Origin of the sequence: uncultured Massilia sp. (assembly GCF_913773735.1) — a bacterium.
In the GTDB taxonomy this organism is placed as follows: domain Bacteria; phylum Pseudomonadota; class Gammaproteobacteria; order Burkholderiales; family Burkholderiaceae_D; genus Telluria.
This window is the reverse complement of record NZ_CAJYEB010000010.1, coordinates 163,016-182,062: the sequence shown is the minus strand read 5'-3', so window position 1 is coordinate 182,062 and position 19,047 is coordinate 163,016. Positions and strand designations below refer to the sequence as shown.

Genomic DNA, 19,047 nt, shown 5'->3' with positions numbered 1-19,047 from the left:
AAGTCCAGATCAGTCGCAGCGACCAGGACGACAACCGTCGTCCCGGCGGAGGCCGGGACCCAATATCGCGGCGCCGTCGAGGCGCGTCAACATTGGGCCCCGGCCTGCGCCGGGGCGACGTACGGAACAGTCCGGCGCCCGCATCACAACCACGGCGTGAACGCGATGCCGTCCTGGATGCTGCCGATCACCTGCGCCTGGTTTTCCACGCTCTCGCTGAAGGCCACCAGCACGTCGGCCCGCGTCGTGTTGTCGATATTGTCCAGCCAGAAGGCATAGCCGGCCGCGTCGGGGCTGCGGTGCAGCACGTTCTGGTACAGCGCCTGGACGAACTGCGTATCGGTGCTGTTAGCGCCGTACAGCCTGGCGAATTCCGCACTCGCCACGAAGCCCCGGGCCGCCTCCAGCAGGCCGTGGCCCGCATCCAGCGCATCGATCCAGAATCCCAGTCCGGTCTTGTCCGGCGCGCGGTTGAACGCGGCCTGGTACAGGCGGTAGGCTTCGCCGGCATTGCCGTCGATGTCGAGGGCGATCGACTGGTCGCTGAACTTGAGACGCTCGACGTTGCTGAGCAGCGTGCTCAGGCCGGACGTGTCCGACACCAGCACGTCGGCGCCGCTCCTGGCGATCGTGTACGCCGAACGCGCGCCGCCGTACACGACGGTGTCCAGGCCATCGAGGCCGTCCAGCGCCGACACGCCCGCCGGCGCCGCCAGGATGTCGTGGCCGGCGCTGCCCAGGACCTTGGTGGGGGTCGACGGCGTGGCCGGGGTGGACGGCGTCGTGCCGACCGGCGTGCTGGGCGTACTGGGCGTACTGGGCGTGCTGGGCGTGCCGGGCGTCGTCACCGGCGGCGTGGTGGCCGGCGGCGGCGTCGCGACGTTGCCCGATCCGCCATCCTGCGTGCCGCCCGAGACCGGCGGCGCGGCCTCGCCCGGCAGCACGCGCACCTCGATGCTGGCGCTGCCGTCGGCGGCCGTGTCGACCCAGGCCGCGGCGAAGCCGCCGCCGGCCAGCGCCTTGACGTCCGGGCTGGTCTGGTCGCCGCCGCGCAGCTGGTTGAGCGCGAACTCGGTGGCGTCGGCGGCGCTGCCGTCGGGGCCGAAGCGGCGCCCATGGACGCCGTTGGCGTCGCCGTCGGCGCCCTGCCAGGCGACCAGGAAGCCGCCGTCGGACAGCGCCGTGACGGCGGCATCGTAGCGGCCGCCGCCGGATTCGACGTTGGCCTGGACCGCCCCGCCGAGCGCGCGGCCGGCGTCGTCGAAGCGCTGGAAAAAGATGTCGCTGATCGAAAAGCCGCGCGGATCGTTGATGTAGCTGTCCCAGGCGACCACGAAACCGCCGCCGGCCAGCGCCGTCACGTGCGGCAGCGGGGCCGCCGTCGTGTAGCTGGCCGCATAGCCGTCGCCGTTGGCGACGAAGGCCCCGCCCCCGTCGAGGGCGGCGTAGACGTTGCCGTCGCCTATTTCTCCCCAGGACACCACCCAGCCGCCGTGCGCCAGCGCCGTGACGCTGGGGCTGTAGGCCGTGCCCAGCGCCACGAAGGCCTGGGCCGCGCCGAGCGGATTGCCGTCGGCGCCGGCATGCTGCACGTGCACCGCGCCGCCGCTGCGCCAGCCGATCACGAAGCTGCCGTCGGACAGCGTCGCCAGCGTGGGCATGGCCGCGTCGGCGGCGGCGTCCAGCACGTGCTCGGTGCCGACGCTGCCGTCCGCGCCCACCACGCGGTAGGCGATCTTGCCGGCGTCGCCCGCCTGCACCGTGTAGGCGACGGCGAAGCGGCCACCCGACAGCGCGGTCACGGCTGGTTCGCCCTCGGCCACGCCGTCGCCGGCCGGAGTCACGGCGAAGGCGCCGCCGAGCGCGTTGCCGGCCGCGTCGCGCAGCTGCGCCTGGATCGCGCCGCCGGCCTGGTCCGGCGCCTGCCAGACGGCGACGAAGCCGCCGCCGCCGAGCGTCGCCAGGGCCGGCGCGCCGGCGTAGGCGCCGCTGGCGGCGCCGGCCCTGGCTTCGTTCGACAGGCCGGCCAGCGAACCGGCATTGCCGTCCTCGATCGCATAGTGCAGCGTGCGCGTGACGCCGCCGGTGCCGATCGGATTGCCGTTGGCGTCGACCTGGTAGCGGTCGTAGTAATGGATCGTCACCGAGGCGGCCGTGCCCGCGGCCGGGATCTGCGCCGGGTCGGCGATCACGAGCCTGGCCGCGGTATCGACGGCGGCATCGTAGACGACCTTGAACAGGCCCCGCTGCGACTGGCCGTCGATCGCCCAGCGCCCGCCGGTCTGGGAACCGGTGTCGACGGCGGACAGCAGGTCGACGACGGCGCCTGCCGCCATGGTCGTGAACATGGTGTCGCTGGCGCCGGTCAGGCCGACGGGCTGGGTGTCCGGCACCACCGTCGCCACCGCCGTGACCGTGCTGCCGTCGGCCAGCAGGTAGCGGGCGTTGAAGCCGTCCGGCGTGACGGTATCGCCGCCGCTGCGGTCCTGGAAGCGCCACAGCGTGCCGCTGGCGGCGACGTAGGCGCCGTCGCCGTCGACCGGCAGCGCATAGGCATTCCAGGTCCTGCCGTTGTCGAAGCTGTACTGCAGCTCGCCGCGCGCGGCTTCCTGGCCCAGCAGGCTGGAGGCGTCGAACGCGACGCGCGTGACGGCGGACGATGCGGCCGAGGCGGCGGACGGCAGCGAGGTGCCGGCATAGCTCCAGGTGTAGCTGGCCAGGCCGGGACGAACGTAGATGGTGGAAGTCGGGGTGGGCATGGTCGGTCTTCGGGTGGGCGGCCGCGGGACATGGCCGGCCTGACGGATAATTATGATTCCCCACGGCAAGTCGAAATGCAATGGAGAAATAACTTTACCGACAGAAATACCACCGAAAACCAACGTTTTATTGCGGAGAATGCAATGCAGTTGGCATTAAAAGATACATCCAGAGCAATAAAAATGACGGAAAAAGTAGACGCTGGCGCTACCTTTTCAAAAATGCAATGCTGCTGGATTCAGGGCGCCGGCGCACTGGCCGCAGCGCAATAAGCGGCCATCGCGGCCAGCACGCCGGGATCCTCGCCCACCGCGGGCACGGTCTCGACCTGCAGCTGCGGCCAGGCGGCGCGCAGCGCGTCGACGATGCGCGGGAGGTCGCGCAGCAGGTGCCCGCCCTGCCCCAGGAAGATGGGCACGACGACGAGCTCGCGCACGCCGAGGGCGGCGAGGCGCGCCGCCTCGTCCGGCAGGCTGGGCGTCATCAGCTCGAGGAAGGCGAGCGACACGGCGCAGTCGGGACGCTGCTGCGCGACCAGCGCGCGCAGGCGCTCGAACGGCGCCGCCCAGGATGCGGCGCGCGCGCCGTGGGCGAACAGGACCAGGGCTTTGGTGGGCGTCGTCATCAGTGTCGCTCCACCCAGCGCAGGGCGCCGATCGCCATCAGCAGGTACAGCAGGCTGGGCGCCACGGCGGTGAGGAAGGCCGGCCAGGTCGACAGCATGCCCAGGTGCGAGAACAGCGAGTTGACCAGCAGGAAGCTCACGCCGATCATGATGCCCACGAAAATCTTCAGGCTGATGCCGCCGCTGCGCGTGTGCAGGTAGCCGAACGGCAGCGCCAGTCCCATCAGCACGAAGATCGACAGCGGGTCGACGATCTTCTTCCAGAACGCGATCTTGAAGCGCTCGGTCTCCTGGCGGTTCTCGGCCAGGTGGCGCGTGTAGACGGCCAGTTCGTTGGCCGACATGCGCTCGGGATCGGAGCGCGACACCGACAGGATCTTCGGCGTGATTTCCGACACGAGGTCGAGGCTGGCCACCTTGCGCGTGGCGACCGCCGCCGTGTCCTGGGCGAAGGTGCTCTGGATGGTCTGGCCGCGCGGCACCGGCGTGCCCGGCACCGGCAGCGTGCGGCTGTTGGTGAACAGGGTCTCGGTCACGTCCTGCAGGCGCCAGATGCCGTTGCCGCTGAAGGTGGCGGCGGCGGCCGTGATCAGCGCGCGCATGCGCATGTGGTTGTCGAATTCGTACAGCTGCACGTCGACCAGCTGGCCGTCCGGGCGGATCTGGCGCGCGTTGAAGAAGCGCGAACCCGTCACGGGGCCGCGCAGGCCGCCGTTGTGGATGGTGTCCTTGGTCCACATGCCGGAGCGGAATTCGGCCGACACCGTGGCGCCCTTGGCCGACAGGCGCACGCGCTCGGCCAGCGGCGCGGTGCGCGGCGTGACCAGTTCGCCGAAGATGAAGGTGATCGCGACGAACAGGATGCCGATACGAAACAGCATGCCGGCCGCCATCCGCGTCGACATCGACGAGGCGCGCATGATCGTGAATTCCGAACTCTGGGCGAACTGCGCCAGCGTGTAGATGGTGCCGATCAGCGCGGCCACCGGCATCACCTCGTACATGTGGCCCGGGATCAGGAGCAGCACGTACAGCACCGCGTGCTGCATCATGTAGCCGCCCTTGCCCACCGCGGGCAGCTCGCTGGTGAGATCCATGAAGGCGATCAGGCCCAGCAGGGCAACCAGCACGAAGGCCACGGCCTGCGAAATATTGACCAGGAAATAGCGCTGCAAGATCCTCATCGCGCGCCCTCCGCGGCCGCGCCGTCCTTGAGCATGCGGCGGCGCTTGAACGCGCTCCACAGCACGGCCGGATGCCAGCGGTGGTTGACGTTCAGGCGCCAGGCGAACAGTGCGAGCACGGTCAGCAGCCCGAACAGGTGCAGCGGCCACCAGCCCATTGCGAAGCTGAGCTTGCCCTGCTTGACGCTGTTCTCGAACAGCTTGGTCAGGTTGTTGTACGTGAAGAAGATCAGCAGCGCCAGGATCAGGTTGGCCGAGCTGCCGGCGCGCGGATTGACGAAGCCGAGGGGGATCGCCAACAGCATCAGCACCACGCAGGTGATCGGCGCGGAGATGCGGTACAGCAGTTCGGCATCGGCGAAGCGGTTATCCGGAAACGCCAGGAGGGTCTGGGTCGACATCGCCTCGGGCGGCGTGTCGATGCCGATCACGGGGACCTGGTTGCCCACGCGCATGCGGTAGCGCTCGAATTCCATCGACTGGAAATCGGCCTGGCCCGGATGGCCCAGGTAGCGCCGGCCGTTCTTCAGCACGAGGTAGGAACCGCCCTTGCCGTCCGGCTCGATCACGCCTTCCTTGGCGACGACGACGGAATTGCCATTGGCGTCGACGCTGTTGACGAACACGTTCTGCACGACCGTCGAGCCGCTGGTGGAGCCTTCGACGAAGAACACGCGGTTGGCCGACGTCGATTCGCGGAACTGGCCCGGTGCCACGCGCTTGAGGTCTTCGCGCTTCTCGAAGCGCTGGATGTATTCGACACTCTTGCCCTTGGCCCAGGGCGTGGCGAACAGGGCCAGCAGGGCGACCGCGATCACGAGCGGCAGGCCGGCCAGCAGCACCGGCTTGATCCAGCGCGCCAGCGACTGGCCGGAGGCGAACCACACGACCATTTCGGAATCGCGGTAGCTGCGCGTGACGGTGGCGATCACGGCGATAAAGCTGGTCAGAATGAGGATGGTTGGCAGATAATTCAGCACGGAAAAACCGATCAGCGCCAGCACGTCGCCCGAAGCGACCTTGCCGCCCGCGGCCTTGCCGAGGATGGAAATCAGGGTCCAGGTGACGAAGATCGAAAACAGGACGGTGAAGGTTGCGCCGGCCACGCTGGCCAATTCACGCTGTAGGGCGCGTTGGAAAATCATTCGATAGTTATAATTGCAGGTTTATGGGAACGTCAAGGAACCGCCGCCTGGCGCAGGTTTCCGGAAGTTTCCCGAGGCGTACGCGCGTCACAAACACGAAACGGAGAATCAAATGGACTTTAGCATAAAAGCATTCGACACAAAAAACACGCTGGCCGCCGCCAAATCGGGCTGCGTCGCAGTCGCGGTGTTCGAGAACAAGAAACTGTCGGAGGCAGCGAAGGCCCTCGATGCGAACGGCGACATCGCCGCCGCCGTCAAATCGGGTGATATCTCCGGCAAGCCGGGCTCGACCCTGCTGCTGCGCGGCGTGGCCGGCGTGACCGCGGCGCGCGTGCTGCTGGTCGGCATGGGCGCCGACGACGTCGTCAGCGAGAAAAGCTTCACCGGCGCCGTGTCCGCCACGCTGAAGGCCTTCGCCACGCTCGGCGCAGCGGATGGCATTATCGCATTCCCGCTGGAGAATGTGAAAGGCCGCGACCTGGCATGGGCCGTGCGCGCGATCGTCGTCGGCGCCAACGAGGCGGAGTTCCGCACCGACGGGCAGAAGAGCAAGAAGGATCCGGCGCCCGCGGGCGTGCGCAAGCTGGCCATCGCCGTGGCCCAGGCGACGCCGCAACTGAAGGCCGTGCTGGCCCAGTCGATCGCCATCGCCAACGGCATGAACCTGACCAAGGAACTGGGTAACCTGTCGCCGAACGTCTGCACCCCGACCTACCTGGCCAACACCGCCAAGAAGCTGGCCGGCGACTACGGCTTCGACATCGAAGTGCTGGAACGCAAGCAGCTCGAGGCGCTGAAGATGGGCAGCTTCCTGTCCGTCACCCGCGGCAGCGACGAACCGCCGAAGTTCATCGTCCTGAAGCACAACGGCGGCAAGAAGAACGATGCGCCGGTCGTGCTGGTCGGCAAGGGCATCACCTTCGACACCGGCGGCATCTCGCTCAAGCCGGGTCCGAACATGGACGAGATGAAGTACGACATGTGCGGCGCCGGCTCGGTGCTGGGCACCTTCCGCGCGATCGGCGAGATGGGCCTGAAGCTGAACGTGGTCGGCATCGTCGCCGCGTGCGAGAACATGCCGTCGGGCCATGCCACCAAGCCGGGCGACATCGTCACGGCGATGAACGGCACCACCATCGAGATCCTGAACACGGACGCCGAGGGCCGCCTGATCCTGTGCGACGCGCTGACCTACGCCGAGCGCTTCAAGCCGGCCGCCGTGATCGACATCGCCACGCTGACGGGCGCCGTCATCGTCTCGCTGGGCCACCACAACTCGGGCATCTTCACCCGCCACGACGACGCCCACGACGCGCTGGCCGAGGAACTGCTGGACGCCGGCAGGCAGGCGGGCGACACCGCCTGGCGCCTGCCGATCGGCGAGCAGTACAACGAGCAGCTGAAGTCGAACTTCGCCGACCTGGCGAACATCGGCACCCCGGGCGGCGCCTCGATCACGGCGGCCTGCTTCCTGGAAAACTTCACCCGCAACTACACCTGGGCCCACGTCGACATCGCCGGCACCGCCTGGAAGAGCGGCGCGGCGAAGGGCGCCACCGGCCGTCCGGTGCCGCTGCTGACCACGTTCCTGCTGAACCGCGTGTGATGCGCGCCGTGCGCGCCCGCGGGCGCGCACGGCAACGCTGGAAGACGGACGCCCCTGGCGTCCGTTTTTCATTGGCGGGTCAGAACACCAGGTTGTCGGCCGCCACCGGCGGCTGCCCGTCGCCGCCCTGCCGCGCCGGCGCGCCGCGCAGGATCACGGTCAGCGTGGCCGGATAGGAAAAACCGGCGCCGGAGCGGCGGTCGAGGTAGTAGCCGACGCCGGCGCTGGCGACGCCGCCGACCAGGTTGTCGTTGGCGTAGCGCGAGCCGACCCGTTCGCTGGATTCGCCCACGCCGTCGCGGCGGCAATCGACGGTGAGCGGCAGGCGGCTGCGCTCGACCGTCACCCGCCCCGGCGCCACGACGAACCAGCGCCCCGCATCGTTCTCGAGCACGCAGCCGACGCCCGCGACCTCGCGGTTGTCGAGGATCGTGTGCACTTCGAGCTGCTGCTGGGTGGAATCGCCGGTGGTGGCGCAACCGCCGGCCAGGACCGGCAACAGCACCGCGCAGGCGCTACGTAGAAAGAAATGGGACATGGACGGAACCGGAATGACGTTCCGCTAGTTTACGGCAAGATCAACCCAGACATGAGAGCGCAAGGCAAACATTACCTCCCCTTGCGCCCCCTCAAACCGGGGTCAGAGCCGGGCTCTGACCCCGGTTTGAGGTCGATCATCCGTTGGGGGCATGTCAGGCCGGCGCGAAGCGCGGCACCGGGGCGCCGCCGTCTGCGGGGTCGACCGTCTCGAAAAACGCGTCCCTGGGCCGCACCCAGGTCTTGCCGTCCTGCCCGCGATAGACGATCACGGGCGTGTGGTCCGCCTCGAGCACGGCTTCGCAGACGAGCTCGTAGAGGCCGCCCTTGTAGTGGCGGTAGCGCATCAGGCCTTTTCTTCGGCCGCTTCGCGCTTTTTCTTCTTCAGGCCCTGGATGACCTTGACGAAACCTTCGATGCCGGTGCTTTCGTCGAGCTCGCTGAATGCGTCCAGCACTTCATTGAGCACGCGGTTGCGCACCGAGGCCTCGTCGGCCATCATCTTCTGCGGCTGGCCTTCGCCCGGCACGAATTTCTGCTGGGCTTCGACGGCGGCCTTCTGGCCGTGCGTCAGCGCAGCCTGCCAGATCAGCCAGCGGCGCTGGGTTTCGTACACCAGATACTCTTCCGGCTTGTCTTCACGACGCCGGACAATGTGGCCATCGCGTTGGGCCCATGCTTCGAATGCTTGGCGCATTGTTGTCCTTTACTAAAGCTGGTGCAAATCCTGGTGCGGATCCGCGATCGTTACACACGCCACCGGCCGGTCGACGCCGGCCCTGGCTCCATGAAAGCCCGCTTGCGCGGGCTTGTCAAAGCAAGGAATCACAACAGATTACTTGATTCCCAGGAAATATGTTAATACTACAATGTGAGTTGGCCTACTGCAACTTTTTTCTACTGAGAAGGAAACGATACGTAAACGCTCACTGTCTTACCGCGAATGTTACATCTTGTCACAGTTAAGCCCGGGTTGCCAGGGCAAGCTATGAGTTTTTATTCACTAGGCAATAATTCTACGACAAGTTTATTGTAATTTGAGCAAATTTCTCCAATCGTGCGCGGGGTGTGGCGCGATTGTGCCAGCCGTTTGCGATCGAAAACCATTGGATTCTGATCAGCAAAAAACCGATCGGGTATCATGCCGGCGCTGCTGTCTCCCGCGCGGGATGGCATTCCCGGAATTCCCGTATGAAGGCAACGATGAAAATAGCATCATGGAACGTCAATTCGCTGAAGGTACGCCTGCCGCACCTGCTGCAATGGCTGGACGCCAACCCGGTCGACGTGCTCTGTATCCAGGAGACCAAGCTCACCGACGACAAATTCCCGGTCGCCGAGATCGAGGCGGCCGGCTACCAGGTCGCGTTCAGCGGCCAGAAGACCTATAACGGCGTGGCGATCCTGTCGCGCCACCCGCTCGCCGACGTGGTGCGCAACAACCCGCACTATCCGGACGCGCAGCAGCGCCTGATCGCCGCGACGGTCCGGGGCGTGCGCGTCATCTGCGCCTACGTGCCCAACGGCCAGGCCGTGGGGTCCGACAAGTACGCCTACAAGCTCGGCTGGCTGGAAGCGCTGCGCACGTGGGTGCGCGACGAGATGGCGCTGCACCCGCAGTTCGCGATCCTGGGCGACTACAACATCGCGCCGGAAGACCGCGACGTCCACGACCCGGCCGAATGGGCCGGCCAGATCCACTGCTCGGACCCGGAGCGCGAGGCGCTGCGCGCGCTGTTCGGCCTGGGCCTGGTGGACGCGTTCCGCCTGTTCGAGCAGCCCGACAAGCAGTACAGCTGGTGGGACTACCGCCAGATGGCGTTCCGCCGCAACCGCGGGCTGCGCATCGACCACATCCTGCTGTCGTCGGCGCTGGCGGCGCGCTGCACGGCGTGCGTCATCGACCGCGAGACGCGCAAGTGGGAGCAGCCGTCGGATCATGCGCCGGTGGTGGCGACGATCGATTGATCGGGCGTTTTGCCGGTGGCCGAGGGGGCGCTGCCGCTACGCCAGCAATCCCGCCACGTGTTCCGCCGCCATCGGCCGCGCGAACAGGTAGCCTTGGGCGAACTGGCAGCCATGGCGGCGCAGGATCGCCAGCTGCTCCCCGGTCTCGACGCCCTCGGCCACCACGGCCAGCTGCAGGCTGCCCGCCAGCGCCATGATGGCGGCGACGATGGCCTGGTCCTCGCTGCTGGCCTCGAGGTCGCGCACGAAGGCGCGGTCGATCTTGATCTTGCGGACCGGGAAACGCTTCAGGTACGCCAGGCTCGAATAGCCGGTGCCGAAGTCGTCGATCGACAGGCGGATGCCCATGCCGTAGATCTGCGCCAGCGTGTCCAGCGTCAGGCCGCCGTGCTGCATCAGCGCCGTCTCCGTGATCTCGAATTCCAGCAGCGCCGGGTCGACGCCGGTCTCGTCGACGATGCGGCGGACCGCCTGCACCAGGCCGCGGTGCATGAACTGGCGCGCCGACAGGTTAATCGCCAGCGGCACCGGGCGCAGGCCGGCGCGCTGCCAGGCCATGGCCTGCTCGCAGGCGGCGCGGATCACCCATTCGCCGACCGGCACGATCAGGCCGTTCTCTTCCAGGATCGGAATGAAGTCGTCCGGCGCCACCAGGGCGCCGCCCTGCTGCGCGTCGCGCCAGCGCAGCAGCACCTCCAGCGCGCGCACCCCGCCGTCGGCGGTGGCGACGATCGGCTGGTAGAACAGCACGAACTCGTTGCGCAGCTGGGCGCCGCGCAGGCGCGTCTCCAGTTCGAAATGGCGCGCCGCCGCGACCTCGGTGCGTTCGGCGTGGAACTGGTAGTTGTTGCGGCCCGCCGCCTTGGCCTGGTACATCGCGGCGTCGGCCTTGCGCATCAGGCCCGCCACGTCGGCGCCGTCGTCCGGGTACAGGCAGATGCCGATCGACGGCGAGATGTGCAGTCCTCGCCCCTCGAACTGCACCGGCTCGGCCAGCGCCGCGATGATCTTCTCGGCCACGGCGCCGCATTCCTCGCGCGTGTGCACGCCGGGGGCCAGCACCACGAACTCGTCGCCGCCCAGGCGCGCCACGGTGTCGCCGGCGCGCACCACGCGGCACAGGCGCTGCGCCACCTCGCGCAGCAGGTGGTCGCCGGCCAGGTGGCCGAGCGAATCGTTGATGGTCTTGAAGCGGTCCAGGTCGATGAACAGCAGCGCCAGCTTGCGCGCGTCGCGGCGCGCGCCGTGCAGCGCGCGGTCGAGGCGCTCGGCCAGCAGCGCGCGGTTGGGCAGGCCGGTCAGGGCGTCGTGGTAGGCCATGTGGTGCACGCGCGCCTCGGCCTGGCGCCGCTCGACGATCTCGGCCTGCAGCTCGGCGGTGCGTTCCTGCACGCGCACCTCGAGTTCGTCGCGCGCGCGGCGCAGCGCGTCGGCGGCTTCGCGCTGGGCGGTGACGTCGTCGATCAGCCAGACGCTGCGCCCGCCCTGCCGCTCCATCTCGAACGGCCGGCCCGACAGGCGCGCCCAGAAGCGCGTGCCGTCGCGCCGCACCAGCTGGTGCTCGGCCATGTGCACGCGTCCCGCCTCGAAGTCGCAGCGGGTCTGGGCGCGCGCGGCCTCCCAGCCGGCGGCGTCCGGATACAGGTCGCGCACGGCGATGCCCTCGATGCTGCCGCCCAGGTGGCCGAACAGCTCCTCCATCTTGCGGTTGCAGTGCAGCGTGCGCCCGTGCTCGACCACGGCGATGCCCAGCACCGCGTTGTCGAGGATGGCGCAGTTCTCCAGCAGCGCGTTGCGCAGCGATTCCTCGGCGCGCTTGTGCGCCGTGCGGTCCTCGACCATCCAGACCGTGCTGCCGCGGCCGCGGTCGCAGGGATTGACCGCGTAGCCGATCAGGCTGATCCACATCGGCGTGCCGTCGCTGCGCACCATCGTGGTCTCGGTCTTGAACGAACGCCCCTCCCCCAGCACGCCGTAGGCCTGCGCGCCGATGGCCTCGAAGGCGGCCGCGTCGGGATACAGCACGCGCGTGGACATGCCCTCGACCGCGCCGGGATCGTAGCCGAACATCTCGCCGAAGCAGCGGTTGTGGCGGCCGATGGTGCGCTCGCGCGTGAAGAAGATGGCGATCGAGGCATTGGTCATGATGGCCTGGATCTCGATCGTCGCCTGGCGCGCCTCGGTGACGTCTTCCAGGATCCACACGATGCCGGCGGTGCGCGCATCGACGTCGACCGCCTTGGCGCGGATGCGGCACCAGATCGTGCTGCCGTCGCGGCGGCGCAGCTGGACCTCGGCCTTCTCGTACAGCCGGCCCTCCGCCAGCACGGGCAGCGCCTCGGCCTTGAAGGCCTCGTAGTCGGCGCGCGAGGCGAACACCTCGCCCGGGCTGCGGCCGTTCATCTCGCCGGGCGCCAGGCCCAGCATCTCGGCCATGCGCGGATTGAAGGACTTGACCAGGTCCGGCAGCGTGACGACGATGCCGACCGGCGCATGTTCCAGCACGGCGGCATGCTCGCGCATCGTCGCGCGCTCGAAGCCGCGCAGCGGCGCCGGCCCCGGGCCGATCTCGTGGAGCACGAAGGTCGCCCCCGGGCCGCTCGCCGGCGGCAGCGGCTGGGCGCGCACCTCGACCTGCTGGCGCTCGTCGCCCCGGCGCAGCAGCGCATGCCAGCGGCGCCGGCCCGACATGGCGAGCCGGATCTCGGCGGCCGAGCCTTCGGCGCTGCGTCCGCAGAACAGCGCCAGCAACGGCAACCCCTCGACCGGGCCGCCGGCCAGCTCGACCAGAGCGGCATTCGCCGCCCATACCACGCCCTGCGCATCGCAGGCGCAGGCGGGCGCCGCGATCAGCGCCAGTGCCTCGGCCGCCTGGGCCGCCTTGCTCGTTACCCGATCCATCCCTCGTTCCATCCCCGGACTGTGCGCAGCCCTTATCGTAGGAGCCGATCATAGCTTACATTGGGTTAAATTTACCAAATGAAACGAGGATCGTGGCGGCGCCGCCCTCCTAGAAGGCGTCGCCGGGGACGCGCACCCAGCCTTCCATCAGCACGCGCGCGCTGCGGCTCATCGACGCCTTGGTGACGACCCAGTCGCCGTCGCGCTGGCACGCCTCGGCGCCCACGCGCAGGGTGCCGGACGGATGGCCGAAGCGCACGGACGCGCGCGCCTGCCCGCCGGCGGCCAGGTTGACGAGGGTGCCGGGAATCGCGGCGGCCGTGCCGATCGCCACCGCCGCCGTGCCCATCATCGCGTGGTGCAGCTTGCCCATCGACAGCGCCCGCACCAGCAGGTCGATGTCGCCGGCCTCGACCCGCTTGCCGCTGGACGCCGTGTAGCCGGCCGGCGGCGCCACGAAGGCGACTTTCGGCGTGTGCTGGCGCAGGGCCGCCTCCTCCACGCTGGCGATCAGGCCCATGCGCACGGCGCCGTGGGCGCGGATGGCCTCGAAGCGCGCCAGCGCCTGCGGGTCGCCGTTGATGGCGTCCTGCAGCTCGGTGCCGCTATAACCGATATCGGCCGCGTTCACGAAGATGGTCGGGATGCCGGCATCGATCAGCGTGGCCCGCAAGGTGCCCACGCCCGGGACCGCGAGCACGTCGACCAGGTTCCCGGTCGGGAACATGGCGCCACCCTCGCCCTCCTCGGCCGCCGGATCCATGAATTCCAGCGGCACCTCGGCCGCCGGGAAGGTCACGCCGTCCAGCGCGAAATCGCCGGTCTCCTGCACCTGGCCGTCCACGATGGGCACGTGGGCGACGATGGTCTTGCCGATGTTCGCCTGCCAGATGCGGATGACGGCGACGCCGTCGCGCGGGATGCGGGCCGGATCGATGAAGCCGGCGCCGATGGCGAACGGGCCGACCGCGGCCGACAGGTTGCCGCAGTTGCCGCTCCAGTCGACGAAGGGCTTGTCGATGGCGACCTGGCCGAACAGGTAGTCGACGTCGTGGCCGGGACGCGTGGCGGGCGCCACGATCACGGCCTTGCTGGTGCTGGAGGTGGCGCCGCCCATGCCGTCGATCTGCTTGGCGTAGGGGTCGGGGCTGCCGATCACGCGCAGCAGCAGGCGGTCGCGCGCGGCGCCGGGCACTTGCGCGGCCGGCGGCAGGTCCTGCAGGCGGAAGAACACGCCCTTGCTTGTGCCGCCGCGCATGTAGGTGGCGGGGATCCTGATTTGTGATTGATGCGTCATTTTCCTTATCCCTTGGACGTCGCCCCCGCGCAGGCCGGGGGCCCAGTGTGCACGCGCCACGGCGGCGCACAGGCATTGGGTCCCGGCCTGCGCCGGGACGACGGATCGAATGTTATCGGTGCATGCGTGCGGCGTCTTCAGGCCGCGACCTTGGTCGACGCGAGGAAATCCTGCGCGAAGCGCTGCAGCACCCCGCCGGCCTCGTAGATCGACACTTCCTCGGCGGTGTCGAGGCGGCAGGTCACCGGTACCTCGACGCGCGCGCCGTCGCGCCGGTGCATCACCAGCGTGAGCGTCGCGCCCGGCGTGCGCTCGCCGAGCACGTCGAAGGTCTCGCTGCCGTCGATGCCCAGCGTCAGGCGCGTGGTGCCGGGCTGGAATTCCAGCGGCAGCACGCCCATGCCGACCAGGTTGGTGCGGTGGATGCGCTCGAAGCCCTCGGCCACGATCGCTTCCACGCCCGCCAGGCGCACGCCCTTCGCCGCCCAGTCGCGCGAGGAGCCCTGGCCGTAGTCGGCGCCGGCGACCACGATCAGCGGCTGCTTGCGCGCCATGTAGGTCTCGATCGCCTCCCACATGCGCGTCACCCGGCCCTCCGGCTCGATGCGCGCCAGCGAACCGGCCTTCACCTTGCCCTCGTGGTCGCGCACCATCTCGTTCTTCAGCGTCGGGTTGGCGAACGTCGCGCGCTGCGCCGTCAGGTGGTCGCCGCGGTGCGTGGCGTAGGAATTGAAGTCCTCTTCCGGCAGGCCCATCTTCGCCAGGTATTCGCCCGCCGCGCTGTCCCGCAGGATGGCGTTGGACGGCGACAGGTGGTCGGTCGTGATGTTGTCGCCCAGGACCGCCAGCGGGCGCATGCCGGCAAGCGTGCGCGCACCCGCCAGCGCGCCTTCCCAGTACGGCGGACGGCGGATGTAGGTGCTGGCCGGGCGCCAGTCGTACAGCGGCGCGGCGGCGGCTTCTGCGGTCTCGCGGCGCGCGAACATGATGTCGTAGACCTTGCGGAACTGTTCCGGCTTGACGGCACGCTCGACCACGGCGTCGATCTCGGCGTCGCTCGGCCAGATGTCGGCGAGAACCACCGGGCGGCCGTCGCGGTCCACGCCCAGCACGTCCTTCTCGATGTCGAAGCGGATCGTGCCGGCGATCGCATAGGCGACCACCAGCGCCGGCGAGGCCAGGAACGCCTGCCTGGCGTACGGGTGGATGCGGCCGTCGAAGTTGCGGTTGCCGGACAGGACGGCCGTCGCGTACAGGTCGCGCTCGACGATCTCGCGCTGGATGACGGGGTCGAGCGCGCCCGACATGCCGTTGCAGGTGGTGCAGGCGAAGGCGACGATGCCGAAGCCCAGCCGCTCCAGTTCGGCCAGCAGGCCCGCCTCTTCCATGTACAGCGCCACCGCCTTCGAGCCGGGCGCCAGCGAACTCTTGACCCAGGGCTTGCGCAGCAGGCCGCGTTCGTTGGCCTTCTGTGCCAGCAGGCCCGCCGCGACCATGTTGCGCGGATTGTTGGTATTGGTGCAGCTGGTGATGGCCGCGATGATGACGGCGCCGTCCGGCATCAGCCCCGGCGCGTTTTCCACCGTGCCGGCGATGCCCTGCTGCGCCAGCTCCGAGGTGGGCACGCGCCTGTGCGGATTCGACGGCCCGGCGATGTTGCGCACCACGGTCGACAGGTCGAAGCGCAGCACGCGCTCGTACTCGACGGCGGCGAGCGTGTCGGCCCACAGCCCGGTTTCCTTCGCATACAGCTCGACCAGCCTGACCAGGTCGTCGTCGCGCCCGGTCAGGCGCAGGTACTTGATGGTCTGCTCGTCGATGGCGAACATCGCCGCGGTGGCGCCGTATTCCGGCGCCATGTTGGAGATGGTCGCGCGGTCGCCCAGCGTCAGGCTGGCGGCGCCGGCGCCGTGGAATTCCAGGTAGCTCGACACGACCTTCGACTTGCGCAGGAATTCGGTCAGCGCCAGCACGATGTCGGTGGCGGTGATGCCCTCGGCCGGACGGCCCGACAGTTCCACGCCGACGATGTCCGGCAGGCGCATGTAGGAGGCGCGGCCCAGCATCACGCTCTCGGCCTCCAGGCCGCCGACGCCGATCGCGATCACGCCCAGCGCGTCGACCATCGGCGTGTGCGAATCGGTGCCGACCAGGGTGTCCGGGAAGGCGACGCCGTCGCGCACCTGCACGACGGGGCTCATGCGTTCCAGGTTGATCTGGTGCAGGATGCCGTTCCCCGGCGGGATCACGTCGACGTTCTGGAAGGCCGTGCGGGTCCACTCGATGAAGTCGAAGCGGTCCTCGTTGCGGCGGTCCTCGATGGCGCGGTTCTTGGCGAACGCGTCCGGGTCGAAGCCGCCGCACTCGACGGCCAGCGAGTGGTCGACCACGAGCTGCGTGGGCACCACCGGATTGACCAGGCGCGGGTCGCCGCCCTGGGCCGCGATGGCGTCGCGCAGGCCGGCCAGGTCGACCAGCGCGGTCTGGCCGAGGATGTCGTGGCAGACGACGCGCGCCGGGAACCAGGGGAAGTCGAGGTCGCGCCGGCGCTCGACGAGCTGGCGCAGCGACGGCACCAGCGCGGCCGGCTCGCAGCGGCGCACCAGGTTCTCGGCCAGCACGCGCGAGGTGTAGGGAAGCCTGTCCCAGGCGCCGGCCTGGAGCTCCTCGACCGCCGCGCGGGCGTCGAAGTAGTGCAGGTTGGTGCCGTGCAGGGGTTTGCGGTATGCGTTGTTCATGATGTCGACGATAAGGTACTGCTTGAACCGTCGCCCCCGCGAAGGCGGGGGGCCAATCTGCGCGCATTGCGACGGCGCATGCGAAATTGGGTCCCCGCCTGCGCGGGGACGACGGCGGGGTGGTTTATTTGCGTTCCGCCAGCGGCACGAACGCCAGGTCTTCCGGCCCCACGTAGTTGGCGCTCGGACGGATGATCTTGTTGTCGATGCGCTGCTCGATGACGTGCGCGGCCCAGCCCGAGGTGCGCGCGATCACGAACAGCGGCGTGAACATGGCGGTCGGCACGCCCATCATGTGGTACGACACGGCCGAGAACCAGTCCAGGTTCGGGAACATCTTCTTGACTTCCCACATCACCGATTCCAGGCGCTCGGCGATGTCGAACATCTTCATCGAACCGGCTTCCTGCGAGAGCTGGCGCGCCACTTCCTTGATCACCTTGTTGCGCGGGTCGGAGATCGTGTAGACCGGGTGGCCGAAGCCGATCACGACTTCCTTGTTGGCCACGCGGTTGCGGATGTCGGCCTCGGCCTCGTCGGCGTTCTCGTAGCGCTGCTGGATGTCCAGCGCGACTTCGTTGGCGCCGCCGTGCTTCGGGCCGCGCAGCGCGCCGATCGCGCCGGTGATGGCCGAGTGGATGTCGGAGCCGGTGCCGGCGATCACGCGCGCGGTGAAGGTCGAGGCGTTGAACTCGTGCTCGGCGTACAGGATCAGCGAGGTGTGCATCGCCTTGACCCAGGCGTCCGCCGGCCTGCTGCCATGCAGAAGGTGCAGGAAGTGGCCGCCGATCGAGTCGTCGTCCGTTTCCACCTCGATGCGCCGGCCGTTGTGGCTGAAGTGGTACCAGTACAGCAGCATCGAGCCGAACGAGGCCATCAGGCGGTCGGCGATGTCGCGCGCGCCGGCGATGTTGTGGTCGTCCTTTTCCGGCAGCGCGCAGCCCAGCGCCGAGACGCCGGTACGCATCACGTCCATCGGGTGGGCGCCGGCCGGCAGCGCCTCGAGCGCCGCCTTCACCGCGTGCGGCAGGCCGCGCAGCGAGCGCAGCTTGGCCTTGTAGCCTTTCAGCTCGGCGACGTTGGGCAGCTTGCCGTGCACCAGCAGGTAGGCGATCTCCTCGAACTCGCAGGCGTCGGCCACGTCCAGGATGTCGTAGCCGCGGTAGTGCAGGTCGTTGCCGGAACGGCCTACCGAGCACAGCGCGGTATTGCCGGCGGCGACGCCGGACAGGGCGACGGATTTCTTCGGCTTGAAGGTGGCGCCTTCGGTCTTGTTGTCGGTCCTGGTATCGCTCATCGTGATGTCTCCTCGTGGGTCATTTGGCCTTGTTCTGGGCGAACAGGGCGTCGAGCTTGCGCTCGTAGCTGTGGTAGTCGATGCGCTCGTACAGCTCGTTGCGCGTCTGCATGGTATCGAGCACGTTCTGCTGGGTGCCGTCGCGGCGGATCGCCTGGTAGACGTTCTCGGCGGCCTTGTTCATCGCGCGGAACGCCGACAGCGGGTACAGCACGATGTCGACGTCGGCGCCGCGCAATTCCTCCACGGTGAACAGCGGGGTGGCGCCGAATTCCGTGATGTTGGCCAGGATCGGCACCTTGACCGCCTCCTTGAAGCGCTTGTACATCTCCAGCGTCGTGATGGCTTCCGGGAAGATCATGTCGGCGCCCGCCTCGACGCAGGCGACGGCGCGCTCGACGGCCCGGTCCAGGCCCTCGACGGCCAGCGCGTCGGTGCGCGCCATGATCACGAAGTCCTCGTCGGTACGCGCGTCCGCCGCCGCCTTGACGCGGTCGACCATCTCGTCCTGGCTGACGATTTCCTTGCCCGGACGATGGCCGCAGCGCTTGGCGCCGACCTGGTCCTCGATGTGGCAGGCGCCGGCGCCGGCCTTGATCAGCGAGCGCACGGTGCGCGCGACGTTGAAGGCGGAGGCGCCGAAGCCGGTGTCGACGTCGACGAGCAGCGGCAGCGGGCACACGTCGGTGATGCGGCGCACGTCGACCAGCACGTCTTCCAGTCCCGAGATGCCCAGGTCCGGCAGGCCCAGCGAACCGGCGGCCACGCCGCCGCCCGACAGGTAGATGGCGCGGTAGCCGGCGCGCTGCGCCAGCAGCGCATGGTTGGCGTTGATGGCGCCCACCACCTGCAACGGGGATTCTTCCTGGACCGCCTTGCGGAACGCGGCGCCCGCGGAGTATTGGCTCATGCTTGTACCTTTCGATAAATGCGGATGGATGACCAGGCATCCTAAGCAAGGGGCGTGCCACCACGGCAGGCGACAC

General features: G+C 68.7%; 15 protein-coding genes. 3 read left to right on the top strand and 12 right to left on the bottom strand.

Going from position 1 to position 19,047, the window contains the following annotated elements; genetic code table 11:
* Nucleotides 1-143 precede the first annotated feature (143 nt).
* Nucleotides 144-2,759, bottom strand: coding sequence for a DUF4214 domain-containing protein (locus tag QZ749_RS04225; protein ID WP_296943618.1), 2,616 nt, complete (start codon nt 2,757-2,759; stop codon nt 144-146).
* Nucleotides 2,760-2,789: 30 nt separating this feature from the next.
* Between QZ749_RS04225 and QZ749_RS04220 the strand changes: the two genes are divergently transcribed.
* On the top strand, nt 2,790-3,032 hold the full coding sequence (locus tag QZ749_RS04220) for a hypothetical protein (protein WP_296943617.1): 243 nt from the start codon (nt 2,790-2,792) through the stop codon (nt 3,030-3,032).
* On the opposite strand, the gene QZ749_RS04215 is transcribed toward QZ749_RS04220, so the two are convergent.
* From QZ749_RS04215 to lptF, 3 genes are read right to left on the bottom strand one after another with little or no spacing between them, the layout of a single operon-like run.
* Nucleotides 2,999-3,385 (bottom strand): sirohydrochlorin chelatase, encoded by a 387-nt coding sequence (locus tag QZ749_RS04215; RefSeq protein WP_296943616.1) that lies wholly within the window; start codon nt 3,383-3,385, stop codon nt 2,999-3,001. The genes QZ749_RS04220 and QZ749_RS04215 overlap by 34 nt on opposite strands.
* Nucleotides 3,385-4,569, bottom strand: coding sequence for an LPS export ABC transporter permease LptG (lptG, locus tag QZ749_RS04210; protein ID WP_296943615.1), 1,185 nt, complete (start codon nt 4,567-4,569; stop codon nt 3,385-3,387). Before lptG ends, QZ749_RS04215 begins: the two co-directional genes overlap by 1 nt.
* Entirely contained in the window at nt 4,566-5,714 is a 1,149-nt protein-coding gene (gene lptF / locus QZ749_RS04205; RefSeq protein WP_296943614.1) for an LPS export ABC transporter permease LptF, read from the bottom strand. Before lptF ends, lptG begins: the two co-directional genes overlap by 4 nt.
* A 112-nt stretch (nt 5,715-5,826) precedes the next feature.
* On the opposite strand from lptF, the gene QZ749_RS04200 reads away from it, so the two are divergent.
* Complete coding sequence (locus tag QZ749_RS04200; RefSeq protein WP_296943612.1) at nt 5,827-7,323, top strand: leucyl aminopeptidase; 1,497 nt, start codon at nt 5,827-5,829, stop codon at nt 7,321-7,323.
* A 79-nt stretch (nt 7,324-7,402) separates the two neighbouring features.
* Here QZ749_RS04200 and QZ749_RS04195 read toward each other — a convergent pair whose 3' ends face one another.
* The 3 genes from QZ749_RS04195 to QZ749_RS04185 form a co-directional block, all read right to left on the bottom strand.
* Complete coding sequence (locus QZ749_RS04195; protein WP_296943611.1) at nt 7,403-7,861, bottom strand: hypothetical protein; 459 nt, start codon at nt 7,859-7,861, stop codon at nt 7,403-7,405.
* A gap of 154 nt (nt 7,862-8,015) precedes the next feature.
* Nucleotides 8,016-8,207, bottom strand: coding sequence for a DUF1653 domain-containing protein (locus QZ749_RS04190; protein WP_296943609.1), 192 nt, complete (start codon nt 8,205-8,207; stop codon nt 8,016-8,018).
* A complete protein-coding gene (locus QZ749_RS04185; protein ID WP_296943608.1) occupies nt 8,207-8,557 on the bottom strand; it encodes a hypothetical protein in 351 nt (116 codons plus the stop codon). Before QZ749_RS04185 ends, QZ749_RS04190 begins: the two co-directional genes overlap by 1 nt.
* A 506-nt stretch (nt 8,558-9,063) precedes the next feature.
* Between QZ749_RS04185 and xth the strand changes: the two genes are divergently transcribed.
* Nucleotides 9,064-9,828 carry an exodeoxyribonuclease III gene (gene xth, locus QZ749_RS04180; RefSeq protein WP_296943606.1) on the top strand — a complete coding sequence of 255 codons (765 nt, stop codon included), beginning with the start codon at nt 9,064-9,066 and terminating at the stop codon, nt 9,826-9,828.
* Nucleotides 9,829-9,864: 36 nt separating this feature from the next.
* Here xth and QZ749_RS04175 read toward each other — a convergent pair whose 3' ends face one another.
* From QZ749_RS04175 to prpB, 5 genes are all read right to left on the bottom strand, one after another.
* Nucleotides 9,865-12,729, bottom strand: coding sequence for an EAL domain-containing protein (locus QZ749_RS04175; RefSeq protein WP_296943603.1), 2,865 nt, complete (start codon nt 12,727-12,729; stop codon nt 9,865-9,867).
* 109 nt (nt 12,730-12,838) lie between these two features.
* Nucleotides 12,839-14,026, bottom strand: a complete 1,188-nt coding sequence (gene prpF / locus QZ749_RS04170) for a 2-methylaconitate cis-trans isomerase PrpF (protein ID WP_296943600.1) — start codon at nt 14,024-14,026, stop codon at nt 12,839-12,841.
* Nucleotides 14,027-14,163: 137 nt separating this feature from the next.
* Nucleotides 14,164-16,764, bottom strand: coding sequence for a Fe/S-dependent 2-methylisocitrate dehydratase AcnD (acnD, locus tag QZ749_RS04165; RefSeq protein WP_296943597.1), 2,601 nt, complete (start codon nt 16,762-16,764; stop codon nt 14,164-14,166).
* A gap of 124 nt (nt 16,765-16,888) precedes the next feature.
* A complete protein-coding gene (prpC, locus tag QZ749_RS04160; protein ID WP_296943595.1) occupies nt 16,889-18,061 on the bottom strand; it encodes a 2-methylcitrate synthase in 1,173 nt (390 codons plus the stop codon).
* Nucleotides 18,062-18,080: 19 nt separating this feature from the next.
* A complete protein-coding gene (prpB, locus tag QZ749_RS04155; RefSeq protein WP_296943592.1) occupies nt 18,081-18,971 on the bottom strand; it encodes a methylisocitrate lyase in 891 nt (296 codons plus the stop codon).
* Between the last annotated feature and the right edge of the window lie 76 nt (nt 18,972-19,047).

Bases quoted from the DNA above. Each gene is read 5' to 3' on its own strand.
- prpF (WP_296943600.1), bottom strand. From the start codon at position 14,026: ATGACGCATCAATCACAAATCAGGATCCCCGCCACCTACATGCGCGGC.
- xth (WP_296943606.1), top strand. From the start codon at position 9,064: ATGAAAATAGCATCATGGAACGTCAATTCGCTGAAGGTACGCCTGCCG.
- QZ749_RS04190 (WP_296943609.1), bottom strand. From the start codon at position 8,207: ATGCGCTACCGCCACTACAAGGGCGGCCTCTACGAGCTCGTCTGCGAA.
- lptG (WP_296943615.1), bottom strand. From the start codon at position 4,569: ATGAGGATCTTGCAGCGCTATTTCCTGGTCAATATTTCGCAGGCCGTG.
- QZ749_RS04225 (WP_296943618.1), bottom strand. From the start codon at position 2,759: ATGCCCACCCCGACTTCCACCATCTACGTTCGTCCCGGCCTGGCCAGC.
- QZ749_RS04175 (WP_296943603.1), bottom strand. From the start codon at position 12,729: ATGGATCGGGTAACGAGCAAGGCGGCCCAGGCGGCCGAGGCACTGGCG.
- QZ749_RS04200 (WP_296943612.1), top strand. From the start codon at position 5,827: ATGGACTTTAGCATAAAAGCATTCGACACAAAAAACACGCTGGCCGCC.
- acnD (WP_296943597.1), bottom strand. From the start codon at position 16,764: ATGAACAACGCATACCGCAAACCCCTGCACGGCACCAACCTGCACTAC.
- lptF (WP_296943614.1), bottom strand. From the start codon at position 5,714: ATGATTTTCCAACGCGCCCTACAGCGTGAATTGGCCAGCGTGGCCGGC.
- prpB (WP_296943592.1), bottom strand. From the start codon at position 18,971: ATGAGCCAATACTCCGCGGGCGCCGCGTTCCGCAAGGCGGTCCAGGAA.
- prpC (WP_296943595.1), bottom strand. From the start codon at position 18,061: ATGAGCGATACCAGGACCGACAACAAGACCGAAGGCGCCACCTTCAAG.
- QZ749_RS04220 (WP_296943617.1), top strand. From the start codon at position 2,790: ATGGCCGGCCTGACGGATAATTATGATTCCCCACGGCAAGTCGAAATG.
- QZ749_RS04195 (WP_296943611.1), bottom strand. From the start codon at position 7,861: ATGTCCCATTTCTTTCTACGTAGCGCCTGCGCGGTGCTGTTGCCGGTC.
- QZ749_RS04215 (WP_296943616.1), bottom strand. From the start codon at position 3,385: ATGACGACGCCCACCAAAGCCCTGGTCCTGTTCGCCCACGGCGCGCGC.
- QZ749_RS04185 (WP_296943608.1), bottom strand. From the start codon at position 8,557: ATGCGCCAAGCATTCGAAGCATGGGCCCAACGCGATGGCCACATTGTC.